This window comes from Candidatus Limimorpha sp. (genome assembly GCF_056203535.1).
This window is the reverse complement of sequence record NZ_JBADWU010000022.1, coordinates 1-16,106: the sequence shown is the minus strand read 5'-3', so window position 1 is coordinate 16,106 and position 16,106 is coordinate 1. Positions and strand designations below refer to the sequence as shown.

At 45.1% G+C, this 16,106-nt stretch carries 15 protein-coding genes; 9 read left to right on the top strand and 6 right to left on the bottom strand.

What is annotated here, in order from left to right:
• The first annotated feature begins 425 nt into the window (after positions 1–425).
• From AC06MN_RS02555 to nadD, 6 genes are all read left to right on the top strand, one after another.
• Positions 426–659, top strand: a complete 234-nt coding sequence (locus tag AC06MN_RS02555; protein WP_475670782.1) for a DUF4160 domain-containing protein — start codon at positions 426–428, stop codon at positions 657–659.
• A gap of 17 nt (positions 660–676) precedes the next feature.
• Positions 677–1,093, top strand: coding sequence for a DUF2442 domain-containing protein (locus AC06MN_RS02550; protein ID WP_475670781.1), 417 nt, complete (start codon positions 677–679; stop codon positions 1,091–1,093).
• A 162-nt stretch (positions 1,094–1,255) separates the two neighbouring features.
• Positions 1,256–2,392, top strand: coding sequence for a DNA polymerase III subunit (locus AC06MN_RS02545; RefSeq protein ID WP_475670780.1), 1,137 nt, complete (start codon positions 1,256–1,258; stop codon positions 2,390–2,392).
• 184 nt (positions 2,393–2,576) lie between these two features.
• Complete coding sequence (locus tag AC06MN_RS02540; protein ID WP_475670779.1) at positions 2,577–3,449, top strand: YicC/YloC family endoribonuclease; 873 nt, start codon at positions 2,577–2,579, stop codon at positions 3,447–3,449.
• A 206-nt stretch (positions 3,450–3,655) separates the two neighbouring features.
• On the top strand, positions 3,656–4,237 hold the full coding sequence (gene gmk, locus AC06MN_RS02535; RefSeq protein WP_475670778.1) for a guanylate kinase: 582 nt from the start codon (positions 3,656–3,658) through the stop codon (positions 4,235–4,237).
• Between the two features lie 106 nt (positions 4,238–4,343).
• The gene (gene nadD, locus AC06MN_RS02530; protein ID WP_475670777.1) at positions 4,344–4,925 is read left to right on the top strand and encodes a nicotinate (nicotinamide) nucleotide adenylyltransferase; all 582 of its coding nucleotides are present in this window, start codon (positions 4,344–4,346) and stop codon (positions 4,923–4,925) included.
• 75 nt (positions 4,926–5,000) lie between these two features.
• Here the strand turns inward: nadD and AC06MN_RS02525 are convergent, their stop codons facing one another.
• The 6 genes from AC06MN_RS02525 to mce form a co-directional block, all read right to left on the bottom strand.
• Positions 5,001–6,554, bottom strand: a complete 1,554-nt coding sequence (locus tag AC06MN_RS02525) for an ATP-binding protein (RefSeq protein WP_475670776.1) — start codon at positions 6,552–6,554, stop codon at positions 5,001–5,003.
• Positions 6,555–6,837: 283 nt separating this feature from the next.
• A complete protein-coding gene (locus AC06MN_RS02520; protein ID WP_475670783.1) occupies positions 6,838–8,181 on the bottom strand; it encodes a sodium ion-translocating decarboxylase subunit beta in 1,344 nt (447 codons plus the stop codon).
• A 388-nt stretch (positions 8,182–8,569) separates the two neighbouring features.
• Complete coding sequence (locus tag AC06MN_RS02515; RefSeq protein WP_475670775.1) at positions 8,570–9,010, bottom strand: acetyl-CoA carboxylase biotin carboxyl carrier protein; 441 nt, start codon at positions 9,008–9,010, stop codon at positions 8,570–8,572.
• 94 nt (positions 9,011–9,104) lie between these two features.
• Positions 9,105–9,494 carry an OadG family protein gene (locus tag AC06MN_RS02510; RefSeq protein ID WP_475670774.1) on the bottom strand — a complete coding sequence of 130 codons (390 nt, stop codon included), beginning with the start codon at positions 9,492–9,494 and terminating at the stop codon, positions 9,105–9,107.
• Positions 9,495–9,505: 11 nt separating this feature from the next.
• Positions 9,506–11,065 carry an acyl-CoA carboxylase subunit beta gene (locus AC06MN_RS02505; RefSeq protein WP_475670773.1) on the bottom strand — a complete coding sequence of 520 codons (1,560 nt, stop codon included), beginning with the start codon at positions 11,063–11,065 and terminating at the stop codon, positions 9,506–9,508.
• 135 nt (positions 11,066–11,200) lie between these two features.
• A complete protein-coding gene (mce, locus tag AC06MN_RS02500; protein ID WP_475670772.1) occupies positions 11,201–11,617 on the bottom strand; it encodes a methylmalonyl-CoA epimerase in 417 nt (138 codons plus the stop codon).
• Between the two features lie 326 nt (positions 11,618–11,943).
• Between mce and AC06MN_RS02495 the strand changes: the two genes are divergently transcribed.
• The 3 genes from AC06MN_RS02495 (at position 11,944) to AC06MN_RS02485 (ending at position 15,851) form a co-directional block, all read left to right on the top strand.
• A complete protein-coding gene (locus tag AC06MN_RS02495) occupies positions 11,944–12,309 on the top strand; it encodes a hypothetical protein (RefSeq protein WP_475670771.1) in 366 nt (121 codons plus the stop codon).
• Positions 12,310–13,576: 1,267 nt separating this feature from the next.
• Complete coding sequence (locus AC06MN_RS02490; RefSeq protein ID WP_475670770.1) at positions 13,577–15,235, top strand: tetratricopeptide repeat protein; 1,659 nt, start codon at positions 13,577–13,579, stop codon at positions 15,233–15,235.
• A 241-nt stretch (positions 15,236–15,476) separates the two neighbouring features.
• Positions 15,477–15,851 carry a DUF3244 domain-containing protein gene (locus tag AC06MN_RS02485; protein WP_475670769.1) on the top strand — a complete coding sequence of 125 codons (375 nt, stop codon included), beginning with the start codon at positions 15,477–15,479 and terminating at the stop codon, positions 15,849–15,851.
• Positions 15,852–16,106: the final 255 nt, after the last annotated feature.

Sequence of the window (16,106 nt, the reverse complement as noted above, 5' to 3'; positions counted from 1 at the left end):
CATGTCTGTCAGTCTTTTGCTTGTTTTGTTTTCTACCACTAAGATAGGTGAAAATCCTGACATGGCAATGTCCTGGGCAACTTTTTGTTGCTCAGGATTTTATTCCTTTTAATCTATTACAGGTGTGCGGAATTAAGGATTATGTGAATGCATGTATCAGTCAATGCAGAGATAGTGAGTTGGACAAAATTGATTCTGTGGAAATAATAAACTTGCCAAACGGGAAAAAAGCAGGTGTAACTGTTTTTCGCGAATTTGATGTGAATCGATTTGGTTTGGAAATTTACCCCTCTTGATTAGATAATGCGCACTCATAAAATCTGAAAAATCATTGAAAACGCGGAGGAATGATCTCTTTTTCTAAATCTTGTTCATAACCCTTGTCAGTATAAATTTTTATACCTATCTTTGCGAAAAATTTGTTTATGCCTACTTTACTAACCATTTACGGAATCCGCTTCTTTTTCTATTTAGATGAACATTTGCCAATTCATGTGCATGTGGAATTTGGTGGGAAAAAAGCAAAAATCTTGCTTGAACCTACGGTTAGATTGGAATATAACCATGGGCTGAAGGAGCAAGAAATCAAGAAGGCCATCGATACCTGCATCATCTATCGTGATGATTTCATCATGGAATGGCACAAGAGGTTTGACTGAATAAAATAATCAAGGCAATGGAAAAAATAAAGAACATTTGGTTTGACGAAACCAGAATTTACATGAAAACTGCTGAAGGTCGTGTTTTGAGCCGCCCGTTAGAGGCTTATCCCGAACTGAAAGATGCCACGATGGAACAACGCAATGATTTTACCATCGACGACGAGTGTACTTCGATTCGTTGGGAAATTTTGGATGCCGATATGCACATTTCGAGTTTTTATGAGACGAGTGAGCCGAACAGCCATAACGAGGTGGCTGGGATGTTCAAGCGTTTTCCGTGGCTGAATGTGTCGGAAGTGGCGCGTGCCATTGGCATCAACAAGAGCCTGCTGGCGCGGTACATTTACGGTATTTCCAAGCCGAGCGAGCAGCGATTGCAACAAATCCGCCGCACCTTGCATGCCCTTGGAAGGGAATTACAAAGCGCATAAATTGGTTATTGCGTAGCAGATTCATCTGTTCCAGCAAAATCCTGATTATAAATCAGTGCAAATCCAGATTGATGTCGACCCAATGTGATGAAAACCCTCCTTCACTTTGATTTTCATCGCTGAAAAAGTTGTAATTTTGACCCCTCGAAAAACTCAAACGATATGCAATTCAAGGATGTGATTGGGCAAGAAGCCGTCAAACAGAAACTGATTTTGAGCGTCAAGGAGAACCGCGTTCCCCATGCGCAGTTGTTTTTAGGTCCTGCCGGAAGCGGGAAAATGCCTTTGGCTTTGGCCTACGCGCAATACATTTTGTGTCCGAACCGCACGGCAACGGATAGTTGCGGTGTTTGCCCTACTTGTCAGAAAATCAGCAAACTGGTTCATCCTGATTTGCATTTCGTCATGCCAACAGCCATCACGAAAAAGGTGAAGAAAGACCCCGAATCGGACTTGTTTTCCGAAGAATGGCGCGAATATGTCTTGCAAAACAAAGGCTACATTGTTGCTTCATCATGGTTCAGTTTTTTGGATGTCGAGAACAAGCAAGGCGTCATCAATGTGCGCGATGCGGCTGCTTTGCTGCGGAAACTGAGTTATAAATCATACGAAGGCGAATACAAAATAGCCATCATTTGGATGGCCGAAAAGGTGAACGAAGTGGCTGCCAACAAGTTACTGAAACTGTTGGAGGAACCGCCTGAGAAAACGGTTTTCATTCTGATTGCCGAAAATCAGGACCAGCTTTTGGCCACCATCAAATCGAGGACTGCCTTGGTCAAGATTCCGCAAATCGACTTGAATGATGTAACCAATGCCTTAATTACGCGCGAAGGCTGCGATGCAAACATTGCCCGAAACGCTGCCATGGTGGCGGAAGGCAACTGGCTGAATGCCTGTCGTTTTTCCAAAGACCAGGAGGATGAAAAGTTCTTTTTCACCACTTTCCAGCAGTGGATGCGCTTGTGCTTCAAAGCCGCGGTCGGCGAACTGATTGACTTTGTCAACAACATCAAGAGCCTTGGCCGTGAAAAACAAAAGGAACTGCTGCAATACGGACTGAAAATCGTGCGTAACTCCATGTTATTCAACAACAACCTGGCACAAATCGTGATGCTGCCCGATGATGAAAAACAGTTCAATTCCAAGTTTGCGCCTTTCATCAATCCGGCTAATCTGGCGCAGATTGCGGAGCTTTTGGAAGAAAGCATGAGGCAAATCGAACGCAACGGCTACGCACCGCTCATTTTCCTTGACACGAGTTTGAAAATGGTGAAATTGCTGAAAGTGAAAGCGTAGATTTGCTATTAGCTTTTGGCCATTGGCTTCTGGCACACTTATTCATTAAACAGATGATAAACCGTTGTTCCTGAACCATTAAGCCAGCAGCCAAAAGCCAATAGCCTGCTGCCATGAGTATTTTTATTTTCCAAGATTTATAATTGCCTGAAAAAGACTATTTTTGCAAATAAATATTTTTGAGATGATACGTTCAATGACAGGCTATGGCATAGCCGAAAACATTTACAATACAAAGAAGATTACGGTCGAAATCAAAACCTTGAACAGCAAGCAGTTAGATCTTAACGTAAAACTGCCTAATGAGTTGCGTTTTGCCGAATTGGATTTCCGCAACAAGGTTGGCGCCAAGTTGCAGCGCGGTAAAATCGATATGGTAATCACGATTACCGACACCAATCTTGACCAAAGCAATCATATCGACGGCGAAGTAGTGGCTTCCTATTTGCGGCAAATCCGTCAGATTTCCGAGCAACTCAATATTGCGCCATCGGCTGATTTGGCTGCCTTATTGTTCAGAATGCCAGGCGTTTTCAATGTTCCTGAGCAAAGCTATGATGAAGATTTCGTTGCCAAAGTAGGCGAGACTATTGACCAGGCTCTTGACATTGTTGACGGTTTCCGCATCCAGGAAGGCGCGACCTTGAAAAAGGACTTGCTGCATCGCGTGGAACTGATTGTCGGTTTGCTCGACCAAGTGGAGCCTTACGAAAAGTTACGCCACGAAACCATAAAGCAACGCCTGACCAAAAACCTTTCCGAACTCACTACTGATGGCCAATACGATGAAAACCGCTTCGAGGCCGAGTTGATTTATTATCTTGAAAAACTGGATATTACGGAAGAAAAAGTCCGTTTGCGCCAGCATTGCAACTATTTCAACGAAAGCAGCGACGAAGACCAAGCTGGCAAGAAATTGGGATTCATCAGTCAGGAAATGGGCCGCGAAATCAACACTTTGGGTTCGAAAGCCAATGAAGTCAACATCCAGAAAATCGTCGTCAAGATGAAGGATGAATTGGAGAAGATTAAGGAACAGGTGTGTAATATTTTGTAAGGTGTTAAGTTGAAAGTTTAGAAGTGGAAAGTGAAAAGTTTAAAAGTTAGGAGTTAGGAATTAGGAGTTAGGAGTATCTAGCTCGTTGAGCTTGTCGAAACGGCGGCTCAAAGTGGAAAGTGAAAAGTTTTGAACAATTTTTAATCAATTTTGAACTTTTTAATACTGACAACTGATAACTGATAACCAATAAAAACAACAACTACATGGAAGAAAAGAAACAAGGCAAACTTCTGATTTTTTCCGCTCCGTCGGGTTCGGGCAAATCCACTTTGGTGAATCATCTTTTGGAAAACATTCCTGAAATGGCTTTTTCCGTTTCGGCCACAACCCGTGAGCCACGTGGCGAGGAAGTCAATGGCAGGGAGTATTATTTCATTAGTTTAGAGGAATTTAAACATCGTGTCGACAATGGAGAATTTCTCGAATGGCAGGAAGTCTATCCGGGCCGTTGCTACGGCACTTTGCTTTCTGTGGTGAAAAACATGCAAAACGAAGGCAAGCATGTGGTCTTCGATGTGGATGTGGTTGGCGGCACAAATATCAAGAAATTCTATGGCGATGGAGCTTTGTCGATATTCATTCAGGCTCCATCTGTCGAAGTCTTGCGTGAGCGTCTGATTGGCCGCGACACCGATTCGATGGAGGAAATCGAAAAACGTATCTCAAAAGCTGCTTGGGAAATGGATTTCGCCCAAGGCAAATTCGATGTAACCATTATCAACGATGACTTGCAAACAGCTAAGGATGAGATTCTTAAAGTCGTGCAAGAGTTTATTGAAGGTTAATTTGATAAAAAGTATAATTATCCTAAATATAATGAGACTCCCGCCTACGCGGGAGTGACAACCGTCAAAAAAGTCTAAAAGTCAAATAGTCCATTTGTCCAAAGAAATGAAAAAAATCGGCATTTATTCCGGCTCGTTCAATCCCATTCATCATGCCCATGTGATGCTGGCGAATTATTTGGTGGAATTCTCTGATTTAGACGAACTTTGGTTTGTAGTTTCGCCTCAAAATCCATTGAAGAAAACGGAAGATTTGCTTGATGATGACGAGCGTCTGAAAATGGTGCAATTGGCTCTTGGCGATGATGCGCGTTTCAAGGTGAGCGATGTGGAAATGCACCTTCCTACCCCATCCTATACCATCAATACTTTGCGGACTTTGTCGGCTCAATTTCCCGACGACCATTTCATTTTGATTTGCGGCATGGACAGCCTGCAAAACCTTCCACGTTGGCGCGATTATCAACATATTCTCGATGATTTCGGACTGATTGTTTTTCCGCGCAAAGGTTACGATGGTGGCGAATTGACGCATCATCCGAATGTTATGGTAGTTGAAACGCCTGTCATTGAGATTTCATCGACTTTCATCCGCAATTGCGTGAGAGAAGGCCGCGATGTGCGTCATTTCATGCCGGAAAAGGCTTTCCGTTATATGGATGAAATGGGATTTTACAAAAGGCTTTAAAACTATTGGTGTCCGCTAAAAGTTTAGCGGACACCGATAATTGTGAAATCCATTTATGCAAGATTCATGTCAGATTTATGTCTCTACAAGCCAGCGGTCGATGTTGCGGCAGGCCGTGCTGTAGTTCACCCCCACCTTTATTATATTGCGTCCGTCGTTCAGGAAACGCTCGTCGTAGCCTTTCCCATTGATTTGTTGTAACGCTTCTTCCGCCGACTTGTTGAACTTGAACTCAAAGATGTAGATGTAATCTTTCGTCTGAATTGTCATGTCCATGCGGCCTTTGTTGGTATGGCTTTCAATGTCGACATAATAGCCGCAGAGTGAGGTGAGGATGAACATCACGCTTTGGAAATGGCGTTCCTGCTGAGGCTCAAGTTCGTAAGGGCATGCGCTCAAGAAGGATTGCAGGCGTTCCATGAAGCCTTCGATGTCGCCTTCGCGCAACGAGCGCACGAAACGGCTTATCTCGAAACCCGACTTGCCTTGCACCGTGTTGGCATAATAAGGCATCAGGTATTTCAGGAAGCCTTGCTTCACTTCCCGATTTGGGAAACCTAAATGATATAGTTCAAAGTCGGGGTCATAGCCTTTGATGGTCAGGTAGCCACTCTGGTATATGACGGGAATCGGGTTGGTCGAAGCTATGTCAATGCTGTTCAACGTGTCGGCATCAGGTTCTTCGCGCTCCAAGTCGGGCAAGACATAATCGTGCTGTTTGAGAAGCTCCATAAGGTAGGTCGGCGTGCCAGTCTCGAACCAGTATGAACCTATTTCATCTTTGTAGAAAGCATTAATCAGGCTGAACGGATTGTACACACCTGGCAGTTTTTCTTTGCTGAAATGATAGCCATCGTAATTCGCGCGGAGTTCGGCGTATGTCTCGTCGACAGACTTTCCCAGTTTCGATGCGAGTTCCGATACTTCAACCTCGAAATTAGCCCGAAGTTCCGCTTCCGTAATGCCGCAGATGTCGTGGAACGCGGCATCCATTGTAATGTCGTTCAGGTTGTTCAAGTCGCTGAATACGCTCACTTTACCGAATTTGGTCACACCAGTAAGGAAGGCAAAGCGTATGCAGGCATCCATTGACTTCAACGCTCCGTAGAATCCTTTCAGCGTGGCACGGTAGGCATCCTGAAGCTCTTTGTTACCGATGGCCTGAAGCAGAGGTTTGTCGTATTCATCGACCAGAATCACCACCTGACGGCCAGTCTTTTCGTAGGCACGGCGGATGATGCCTTCAAAACGAGTTGCAAGCGACTTTTCGTGTTCATCGTTATTGTATATGGACTCCCAGCAGCTGAGAGTTGAGCTTAACTTATCGGTTAGGCTTGAAGGTGTGTCATATTTCTCCGTATTTAAGTCCAAATGCAGTATGGGATATTCCGTCCAGTCATGTTCCAAATCAGCGATGGCAAGACCTTCGAAAAGCTCGCGTTTTCCTAAAAAATATGATTCCAACGTGTTCAGCAACAGGCTTTTTCCAAAACGTCGCGGACGCGAAAGGAAATAATAGCATCCGCTTGTCACCATATTATAAATATGTGTGGTCTTGTCAATATACAAGTAACCCTCGTTCCGCAGCTTTTCAAAACTCTGTATGCCTATCGGCAGCTTATTTCCCATAGTCGTATTGCTTTTGTCGTTCGACAATTGTTTTTCTTTTCCTCAATCGTGCAAAATTATAAAATAAACCAGAATAGTTTGTAATGGTTCAATGGAAAAATTATTTGTTTTTGCCGTAGAGACGTTGCGTGCAACGTCTCACATTTATGCAAGATTCATGTCAGATTTATGTCCCGACAAACCGTAGAGGCATTCCATGAAACTTCTCTACATAGTAAAAAAAGAGGTTGACCATGTTTTGGCGGTCAACCTCTTTCATTTCAAAAATATATGTCCAATGAAATTACATCATCAGGAAGCTCATCATCACACCAGCTGCGACGGCTGAACCGATAACGCCAGAGACGTTTGGTGCCATGGCGTGCATCAGGAGGTGGTTCGATGGGTCGTATTTCTGACCTTCAACTTCAACGACACGGGCGCTGTCAGGAACGGCTGAAACGCCGGCAGCACCAATCATAGGATTAATCTTTTCCTTCAGGAACAAGTTCATGAACTTGGCACCAAGCACGCCGCCAGCGGTAGCCACTGCGAATGAGCAGGCACCGAGAATGAAGATCTTGATGGAACTTGGGGTCAGGAACACGGATGCCTGTGTGGAAGCACCCACGGTGAGACCCAAAATCATGGTCACGATATCGATCAAAGGATTCGAAGCTGTGTTCTGCAAACGCTTCACGACGCCTGATTCCTTGATGATGTTACCAAAGAACAACATACCGAGCAGCGGCAGGGCGGTAGGGCTGATGAAAGTGGTCAGGATGAGGCCGATGACCGGGAACATGATCTTTTCGGTCTTGTTCACCATGCGTGGAGCCTTCATCTTGATGACGCGTTCATTCTTGGTGGTCAGCAAACGGATGATAGGTGGCTGAATCACAGGAACCAGAGCCATGTAGGAATAAGCTGCAATGGCGATAGGTCCGATGAGGTTGCGGGTGCCGCCTGTACCGTTAGCAAGACGTGATGACAAGAAGATGGCGGTAGGACCGTCAGCACCACCGATGATGCCGATAGCGCCTGATTCTCTCAGATTGAAGCCCAGGTACAAAGCGCCGATGAAGGTGATGAACACGCCCAACTGAGCGGCAGCACCCAACAGCATCAGCTTTGGATTAGCAATCAGTGAGGAGAAGTCGGTCATGGCGCCGATGCCCAAGAAAATCAAAGGAGGATAAACGCCCGAGGTCACACCGAAATAGAGGTAATTCAGCACACTGCCTTTCTGGTAAAGACCAGTCTGGAGGTTCAGTTCACCGCTTTCAAATATCTGACCCAAGAAAGCCTTGATTTCCTCGATGTTGGCCGAAGCCATGCCGCAGTCGATAAGCGTCTGCTTGTCGAGTTTTTCGTAGGCCTTGACGGCTTCACTCAACACCATGTTCTTGTCGCCGTCGCCGCCAAAGATGGCATAAAGCAATCCTTTGATGGAGTCGAGGTCGAAATGATAGGCTCCCGAATCGAGGGCCGATTGGGCGAAACCGACGGCATCACCCAAATTGATACCCGTACCTTGATAGAAAGGAATGTTACCGCAAATGATACCGACACCAATCGGGATGAGCAGCATAGGTTCAAACTCGAAGCGAACAGCTAAGAAAATGAACAGGATACCGACCAAAATCATGATGATGTTGCCCAGTTTGCAGTTTCTGAAACCGGTCAGCAGCCAGAATTTTTGCATACCGTCCTTGAACTGAGCCTTCATGGAAGTGTCTACTGGTTCAACGACTTGAGGTTCGTCAGCGACTTGGGCTGTCTCAACAACAGCTTCAGCCTCTTCTTCAACAGCAGGCATCGAGTCGGCAATCATGGTGTCGACCAAATCGGCCTGTTGTGCGATGCCTTCTTCGACAGTCATGTCCGTCACTTCTTCGGTCTGCGCAAACAGCTCGCTAACCTTGGTTGCAAACAGCGGGTTGTTCACAACGGCAAAGTTAAAGAGGATGAGCAGAGCCAAAGTGGCGAGGATTGTCACAGGCTTTCTGTAAATACTTTTCTTTCCCAGCATGTCCTTATCCGATTACGATTAAAACATCACCTTGAAGAACATTGTCGCCCTGGCGGCAGTTGATGGCGGTGATGGTGCCGTCACATTCTGCGAGCAGGTTGTTTTCCATCTTCATTGCTTCGTACATCAACAGCTTGTCGCCCTTCTTGACGGCAGCGCCTTCCTTGACGTAGATTTGCATGATGGTGCCTGGAAGAGGAGCTTCCATCTTGTGGCCAGGACCGCCGGCGGCAGCCTTCTTGGCAGCCGGTTCAGCCTGCTGTGTAGGAGCAGTGCTTTGGGTCTTGGCTGGACGGGCTACAGGCTTCACGACAGGAGCGGCCTGCTCTTCCATTTCCACTTTATACTGAGTGCCATTCACATTGACGTCGGCGATGTTGCCTTCAATGTTCTGCACTTCCACTTCGTATGCTTTACCACTAATGGTGAATTTAAATTTTTTCATTTTATCTAAATTTTCTAACCGGAATCCAATCTTTAAATCCTTAAATCTTTAAATGTTTAAATCATTAAATCATTAAATCTTGAATCCCAACAAATTAACGATTCCAGTGTCTAACTCCGTAACTTTTATCATTCCAAGAAGTTTGTCTTCTTTCGATTGTGAGGACGTTGCTTTCTTCATCATGAAGATTCGTTGAGAGGTAAAGGGCCATGCCGATGGCGGTGAGCACTTCGGCAGGGATTTCACCTTCGGCGGCAACCTTCGTTTCTGCTTTCACAACAGGCTTGGTTTCAACCTTTTTCTGTTCAGGGGCAATCTTCTTTGCATCTTGTTTTGAGAAATAAGATGCGATGCCGCGGAAAATCAGCGAAAGGATGAAAAGGGCGATGATGACGATGCAGAAACCTGCAATGGTGACAATCCAACCTTTGGTATAAACCCAAGGTTCGTGTGCCGCTAATATTTGAAAATGTGACAGACTCATTTCCTTACAGTTTACAGTGGAATGTTAGAGTGTTTCTTTTCAGGATTGGCCAGACGCTTGGTCTCGAGCGTGTGCAGGGCACGGATGATGCGGAAACGCGTGTTGCGTGGCTCAATCACATCGTCGATGTAACCGAACTTGGCTGCCTCGTAAGGATTGGCAAACTTGTCTTGGTATTCCTTTTCCTTCTTGGCGACAAATTCAGCGCGTTCATCTGGGTTGGTGATTTCGGCAATCTTCTTGCCATCGAGCACTTCAACAGCACCTGATGCGCCCATGACGGCGATTTCGGCTGTCGGCCATGCGTAGTTGACGTCGTTACGAAGCTGCTTGCAGCCCATGACGAGGTGCGAACCACCATACGACTTTCTGAGTGTAACGGTAATCTTCGGGACGGTCGATTCGCCGTAGGCATACAGCAGTTTTGCACCGTGGACGATGATGCCGTTGTATTCTTGGCCAGTGCCTGGCAGGAAGCCTGGGACATCGACGAAAGTGATGATCGGGATGTTGAAGGCATCGCAGAAGCGGACGAAACGTGCGCCTTTGCGCGAAGCGTCGCAGTCCAAAACGCCAGCGAAGAAGGCCGGGTTGTTGGCGACGATACCCACCGAAATGCCATCAAGACGGGCAAAGCCGACGATGATGTTCTTGGCGTAGTTCTTATGGACTTCGAGGAAGTCGCCGTTGTCGACCACTGCATTGATGATGTCGGCAACGTTATAAGGCTTGTTCGGGTTATCAGGGATAATCTGGTTCAGGGCATCTTCCATGCGGTCGATTGGGTCGTTGCACTCGACGATAGGAGCATCCTCCATGTTGTTCTGAGGCAGGAAGGAGATGAGGCGACGGATGAGGTTGAGGCCTTCTTCTTCGTTTTCGACGGCAAAGTGTGCCACGCCTGACTTCTGTGCGTGAATCTTGGCACCACCTAAGTTTTCGGTTGAAACGTCTTCACCGATGACGGTCTTCACAACTTTTGGTCCAGTGAGGAACATGTAGCTGTTGTCCTGAGTCATGAGGATGAAGTCGGTCAAAGCCGGTGAGTAAACGGCACCACCGGCGCAAGGGCCGAAGATGGCTGAAATCTGAGGGATGACGCCTGATGCGTTGATGTTACGCTGGAAGATTTCGGCGTAACCTGCCAAGCTGCGTGAGCCTTCCTGGATACGGGCACCGCCTGAGTCGCAGATGCCGATGACAGGAGCGCCGACCTTCATGGCCTGGTCCATCACCTTACAGATCTTTAATGACATGGTCTCGCTCAATGCACCGCCGAAAACGGTGAAATCCTGAGCATAGACGTAAACGACGCGACCATCGATGGTACCGTGACCAGTGACGACGCCGTCGCCGAGATACTGCTGCTTGTCGAGACCGAAGTCGGTAGTGCGGTGTGTGACAAACATGTCAGTCTCTTCGAAGCTACCTTCGTCGAGAAGGATAGCGATGCGTTCGCGGGCAGTCATTTTGCCCTTCGCATGTTGAGAGTCAATGCGCTTTTGGCCACCGCCTAAGCGGGCTTCGTTGCGCTTGTCTAACAGTTCCTGAATTTTCTGTTCAATTAACATGATTTGAATAGGATATTAGAGGATTTTATTTTTTGTAAATGCCCAATCCGTCGTAACGCAAGCATTACAACAACGTGTGAACCCGCACAAAAATGTTCGGGTTTCACTGCCTGCAACGGCTTGGAAAGGATTTTCTTACTTGTTCTTGTTTTCGCAAAGCTCAGTCAGAACGCCACAAGTTGATTTCGGGTGCAGGAAAGCGATGCTCAGGCCTTCGGCGCCACCGCGTGGGGTCTGGTCGATGAGGCGGATGCCCAGTTCCTTGGCCTGTTCAAGCTGACCTTCAAGGTTTTCGACTGCGAAAGCGATGTGGTGCATACCGCCACGGCCACCGTTCTTTTCGATGAAAGTGGCGATGGTGCTTTCAGGGCTTGTAGGTTCAAGGAGTTCGATTTTGGTCTGTCCGCAGCGCAGGAAAGCGGTCTTCACTTTCTGGTCTGCAACTTCTTCAATGGCATAGCATTTCGTGCCAAGAAGGTTCTCGAAGAATGGAATGGATTCTTCCAAGCTGGTAACAGCGATTCCGATGTGCTCGATGTGTGATGGATTCATGATTTATTCGAATAAAATTATAAAAAAAACGTATTTTGAATATTCGGCTGCAAAGGTAGGGAAAAAAACGGTCGCTTTTTAAATAAGGTGGGATTTAATTTGCATGGGGGTGAAAATGTCGTTTAGTGGACTTTTGGACACTTAGACTTTTTGACATTTGGACTTTTGGACACTTTGACTTTTGGATTTTTAAATTATTCAGGTGTATCCAGCTCGATGAGCCTGCCGAAACGGAAAAATGCCTGGTGATAATTTGTTTTTTGGATTGACAAAACATACCCCATCCACCCATCATCATTTACCCATCTCATGTTCATCAAGGAGTCATGGACGGACTTTCTTCGCTGTTTTTTGTGGGTTTCTTCGCTGTTCCTTCGGTCATTTACCGAAGAAGCACCGAAGAAACTCCCTGTTTGGTGCGGCGGAAAAGGCGACTTGCTGCGGTCTTGGTCATGCTTTGCCCCGCCTGTTTTTCAGTTCCAGTCCTTCGGGATGCCTTCGGGATCCGTTCGGGATGCCTTCGAGATTTGCCTTCAAATCTTTTGAAAAAAACATGGTGGTGGGATATGCCTTCAAATCGGGAGGGGAAAGGGTATTATATGGTTGATGGCGCGATTGGGAAGATGAAAAGGAAATTAAAAAGCAGCTTCGCTCAAAAACACATTATGATTTTTTTCAGTAAAGATTTTTAGACGGATTTTCAGTTGGGATTTTGAGGGCTTTGCCCGACCCAAAAGAGTAGGAACGTAGAAATGTTTTCGGAAAGATTTTCAGTATGGATTTTGTTGGAGATTTTCTCCAAATCCTGCTGAAAATCCTTACTGATTTGGATTGAAACTTGTGAATTAGGAAATAAGACACGCTTTTTGGTGCCGCCATATAATTGCCTTAAAAATAACCTTAAACGGAAATAACCGTGTTTTCCGCTTCGCAAAACGTTAAATCGGAACGAAAAATAGGGTGTAAAATGCGGAAAATCGATGATTCGGTGCTGTTTTTTGCGTTTTTTGTGATAAATTCGATGTTTTGGGATTTGAAGGAAAAAAGAGAAGAAATATGATGGTAAATGATTGAAATTATGGTGGTTGTATGTTGAATAAAGAAGACGTTAGACGATGGATTTAACGTTTTAACATTTAACGTTTAACATCATGACGGCCTCAAGCGAAAAAGGCGGAATTTCATTTTTCTAACTAGAGAAATTTTTTTCCCTAACTAGGAAAATCATTTTTGGCCTTTTCTGCACTATGGGATGTTAAAATGTTAAAAGCAACGAAACGCCTTGTCGCAAAGCCGCCATCTTCTCCAACATCACGGGTAACAGCCAAGCGGATTCTATTCTTTTTTTTATTGTCGTCCGCAAAAATTGATAAGAGGATAGTATTGAGGTAATTTACAATGAATCATGATATTCTATTGAAAAGATGGCTTACTTTTCAACAACTTCAAAACCTCCACAATCCCAAAGAAAATGCACTGAGACTGAAGTGTTGAAAAACAGGCTGGGTTGGGCGCGGAGGCAATGGGCAAGATGCGGGGCAGCGCCCGCCAAAGAGACGGACTAAAGGCTTGACCTTCAAGAAATTGCGTTTATTGACATATTTCTTGAAGGTCAAGTCTTTGGCTATTGCCCAATTGACTTTGTCTCGGCATAGCTCAAGCAAGCTTGGCTCTGCTCTCGCCTTGCGTCAATTTAGGCCGGCTGTGCGTTGGGCCGATTATCTTGCCCTTGATTCTTTGGTTACTTTCTGATCAAGCAGAAATCGAAGATTCGCCGTAAGGCAAAGTGACAGAAAATAAGGCAGTCTGGCTGTCCGCTAAACTTTTAGCGGACAACATACTTTTTATTCCCATTTCTTAAACAGCTTCTAATTCTGATTGTTTTGGTTGATAAAGATTTACTTCGGATTCACACCCTCTCGCCTTAGCAGCAACACCATTTTTTCCTATTTTTGTGGCATGAAAACTTTAGATCGCCTCATCATATACTTGCTGTTTTTGTGTTGCCTTCCTTCGTGCTTAGACAACCCCCTTCCCGACCCTAAGACATTGTTGCGCAAGGCGGAACACAGTATCGACACCAACCCCGAAGCGGCTTTGCACAGCCTCGATTCCATATCGGCACCCAGTGTTTCGCTCCGCAAAAGCGACTACATGAAGTACGCCATGCTCCATGTTGAGGCTGCATTTATGAGCGGAAAGGAGATAAAAAACGACACCGCCATCTTCGAGGCTTGCCGTTATTACGAGAAAAACGACGACTTGCCGCAGCATGCCCAAGCCACGCTGCTCAGTGCCTGCGTCCTTGAAGAGCAAGGCCAGACCGATGCCGCCGTCGATGCCTACAACAAGGCTTTTTCGCTGGCAAGCCAAACAGCCGACAGCGCGCTTATGGCAAGGTCGAAGCATTATCTGGGCAATCTGAATTACAATTCGGATTATTATGACATAGCTTTGTCTAATTATCATGAAGCTAATTTGTTTTACGGGCAAAATTTGCAGAAAAAAGTCATGTTATATAACTCTATAGGTAGTACTTTTCTTCTAAAAAAAGAGAATGACAGTGCCTTGTATTATCTTGAAGAAGGTTTAGAAATGGCAAGAAAGGCACAGAACGCAGATTTGGCTGGCAAAATCATGCATACAATGAGCGTAGCATATAAGGAAAAAGGAGACTATGGACAATCACTTTTGCTGTTGAGACAATCTGTTTTGGTGGGTGTAACTGATAACGACAGTATTCGCCATCATCTCAATTTTGCCAATCTGTATTTAAATATGAATGAGATGGATTCGGCGGGTTATTATGCGGAAAAGTTGGAAAAGGAAATTAGAGATGTTGGGAATGACCCTCTTTCAGTTTCGATCAATTCTTTTTTAGCTAGCTATGAGGCTCAAATTGGAGATACTGAAATGGCTTTGTATTATCAGAAACACTTGTTCGAATTGTCAAGCTCCATTTATGAGGAAAACTTGAAACAATCTGTGTATGAGGCGCAACAGAAATATGATTTTGAGGCGCAACAGAACCAATACAACAAGCAATTGGCTAACCGTCGTCGTACTATTTTGCTTTTGGTGATAGGACTGCTGGTCTTGGCGGTGGCTGTTGCGGTGGCTATGTTTAGAAATTCCCAAAAGAACAAAGCCTTGGCCAATGTGCTGAAGGAATTGCTTTCGTTCAAGCATGAAAACAACAAGATGCAGACAGATTTCACCGAACGCGAAAAAGATTGGAGCGGTTTGATTGCTTCTTACGAAGACAAGTTGGAAGAAGGACTGAAATTCAGACAGACCGTCATGCAACAAACCGACATTCTATCAAGAAACTTTGGTGAGAAATCATACATGCTTAATTTGGAAAAAACGGTATTTGGAAGCAGCAGCCATTGGGAGAAAATGATGACAGTTTTCGACGAATTGTATCCAGGGGTCAGGGCTTCGTTGCACGAACATTATCCACAGTTAAGCGAGATGGAATGTAAAGATTTTGTCTTGTCAATTATCGGCGTTTCGCGCAACGACGAGGCGTTGCTGTTGGATGTCAGCGTCAGCGTGGTAGATAAAATGCGCTCGAAAGTGAAGAAAATCACAGGAAAAAACGGAGTTGCGGAGTAATTTTTGTTTTGTGTCTTAACTGATTGACATTCAGGTTATAATTGAAAATATGTTGATAAAATCAATTGTGAGATGCTGTTTGAAAAGTTCGGATTTTTAGAAAAAAAGTTCGGATGAAAAATTTTGCAATTAATTGAATTATAATTGATTGCTTTGCTTTAGATAGGGGAAAAGTTCGGATGGCAGTTCGGATACGTTTCAGGGTGCTATAAAATTGCATCAAATTTTAAAGCAAACGAAAATGAAACGTACAATTACAATTTTAATCGCATTGCTTTGCCTGATGGCAAATGCAGATTTGGGTTTCGCCATGCGCGAAGGAGGACCTGGAGATGCAATTATTTTAAAAGGACAACTAAACCCTCCAAGCCGCTCCCAGTCCGACCCTCTCAGTGCATCGGTTGACGATGCCAACCTCTATGTAGATTTCCACACCAATTTGGGAAGTCTGAACATCACCATCTACAGTGCTACGGGCGGTGTGGCGCACACCGAAACAGTGTATGCCCAAGCCGGCGATGGCGTGCAGATTTCGCTTGAAGGTTTCACTTCAGGCAACTACCTTGTCGTTTTCAGCAACGCGCAAGGCAGCCTGATGGGGAAATTCAGTATCTAAAAATTGAATGAAAGGAGGTCCCATGAACAAATTCATTACCTTTCCCCCTCGCAATCAAGCGTCTGCCGTTTGCGAGGGAGAATAATTAAAAAAACAGGCGGTGAGGAAATTTCGCCACAGCTTGCGGCAGATGGCTGCAAGCGTTGAGGACGCAGAAAATATTGTTGGAGAGCGTGATAACGCAAGAATATGTTTTACTTTAAACAGAATGTTTAATGAAAAAATTTACTATAATGCTCGTGTGCCTGCTTTTCA

Bases quoted from the DNA above. Each gene is read 5' to 3' on its own strand.
- AC06MN_RS02555 (WP_475670782.1), top strand. From the start codon at position 426: ATGCCTACTTTACTAACCATTTACGGAATCCGCTTCTTTTTCTATTTA.
- AC06MN_RS02550 (WP_475670781.1), top strand. From the start codon at position 677: ATGGAAAAAATAAAGAACATTTGGTTTGACGAAACCAGAATTTACATG.
- AC06MN_RS02545 (WP_475670780.1), top strand. From the start codon at position 1,256: ATGCAATTCAAGGATGTGATTGGGCAAGAAGCCGTCAAACAGAAACTG.
- AC06MN_RS02540 (WP_475670779.1), top strand. From the start codon at position 2,577: ATGATACGTTCAATGACAGGCTATGGCATAGCCGAAAACATTTACAAT.
- gmk (WP_475670778.1), top strand. From the start codon at position 3,656: ATGGAAGAAAAGAAACAAGGCAAACTTCTGATTTTTTCCGCTCCGTCG.
- nadD (WP_475670777.1), top strand. From the start codon at position 4,344: ATGAAAAAAATCGGCATTTATTCCGGCTCGTTCAATCCCATTCATCAT.
- AC06MN_RS02525 (WP_475670776.1), bottom strand. From the start codon at position 6,554: ATGGGAAATAAGCTGCCGATAGGCATACAGAGTTTTGAAAAGCTGCGG.
- AC06MN_RS02520 (WP_475670783.1), bottom strand. From the start codon at position 8,181: ATGATTTTGGTCGGTATCCTGTTCATTTTCTTAGCTGTTCGCTTCGAG.
- AC06MN_RS02515 (WP_475670775.1), bottom strand. From the start codon at position 9,010: ATGAAAAAATTTAAATTCACCATTAGTGGTAAAGCATACGAAGTGGAA.
- AC06MN_RS02510 (WP_475670774.1), bottom strand. From the start codon at position 9,494: ATGAGTCTGTCACATTTTCAAATATTAGCGGCACACGAACCTTGGGTT.
- AC06MN_RS02505 (WP_475670773.1), bottom strand. From the start codon at position 11,065: ATGTTAATTGAACAGAAAATTCAGGAACTGTTAGACAAGCGCAACGAA.
- mce (WP_475670772.1), bottom strand. From the start codon at position 11,617: ATGAATCCATCACACATCGAGCACATCGGAATCGCTGTTACCAGCTTG.
- AC06MN_RS02495 (WP_475670771.1), top strand. From the start codon at position 11,944: ATGGACGGACTTTCTTCGCTGTTTTTTGTGGGTTTCTTCGCTGTTCCT.
- AC06MN_RS02490 (WP_475670770.1), top strand. From the start codon at position 13,577: ATGAAAACTTTAGATCGCCTCATCATATACTTGCTGTTTTTGTGTTGC.
- AC06MN_RS02485 (WP_475670769.1), top strand. From the start codon at position 15,477: ATGAAACGTACAATTACAATTTTAATCGCATTGCTTTGCCTGATGGCA.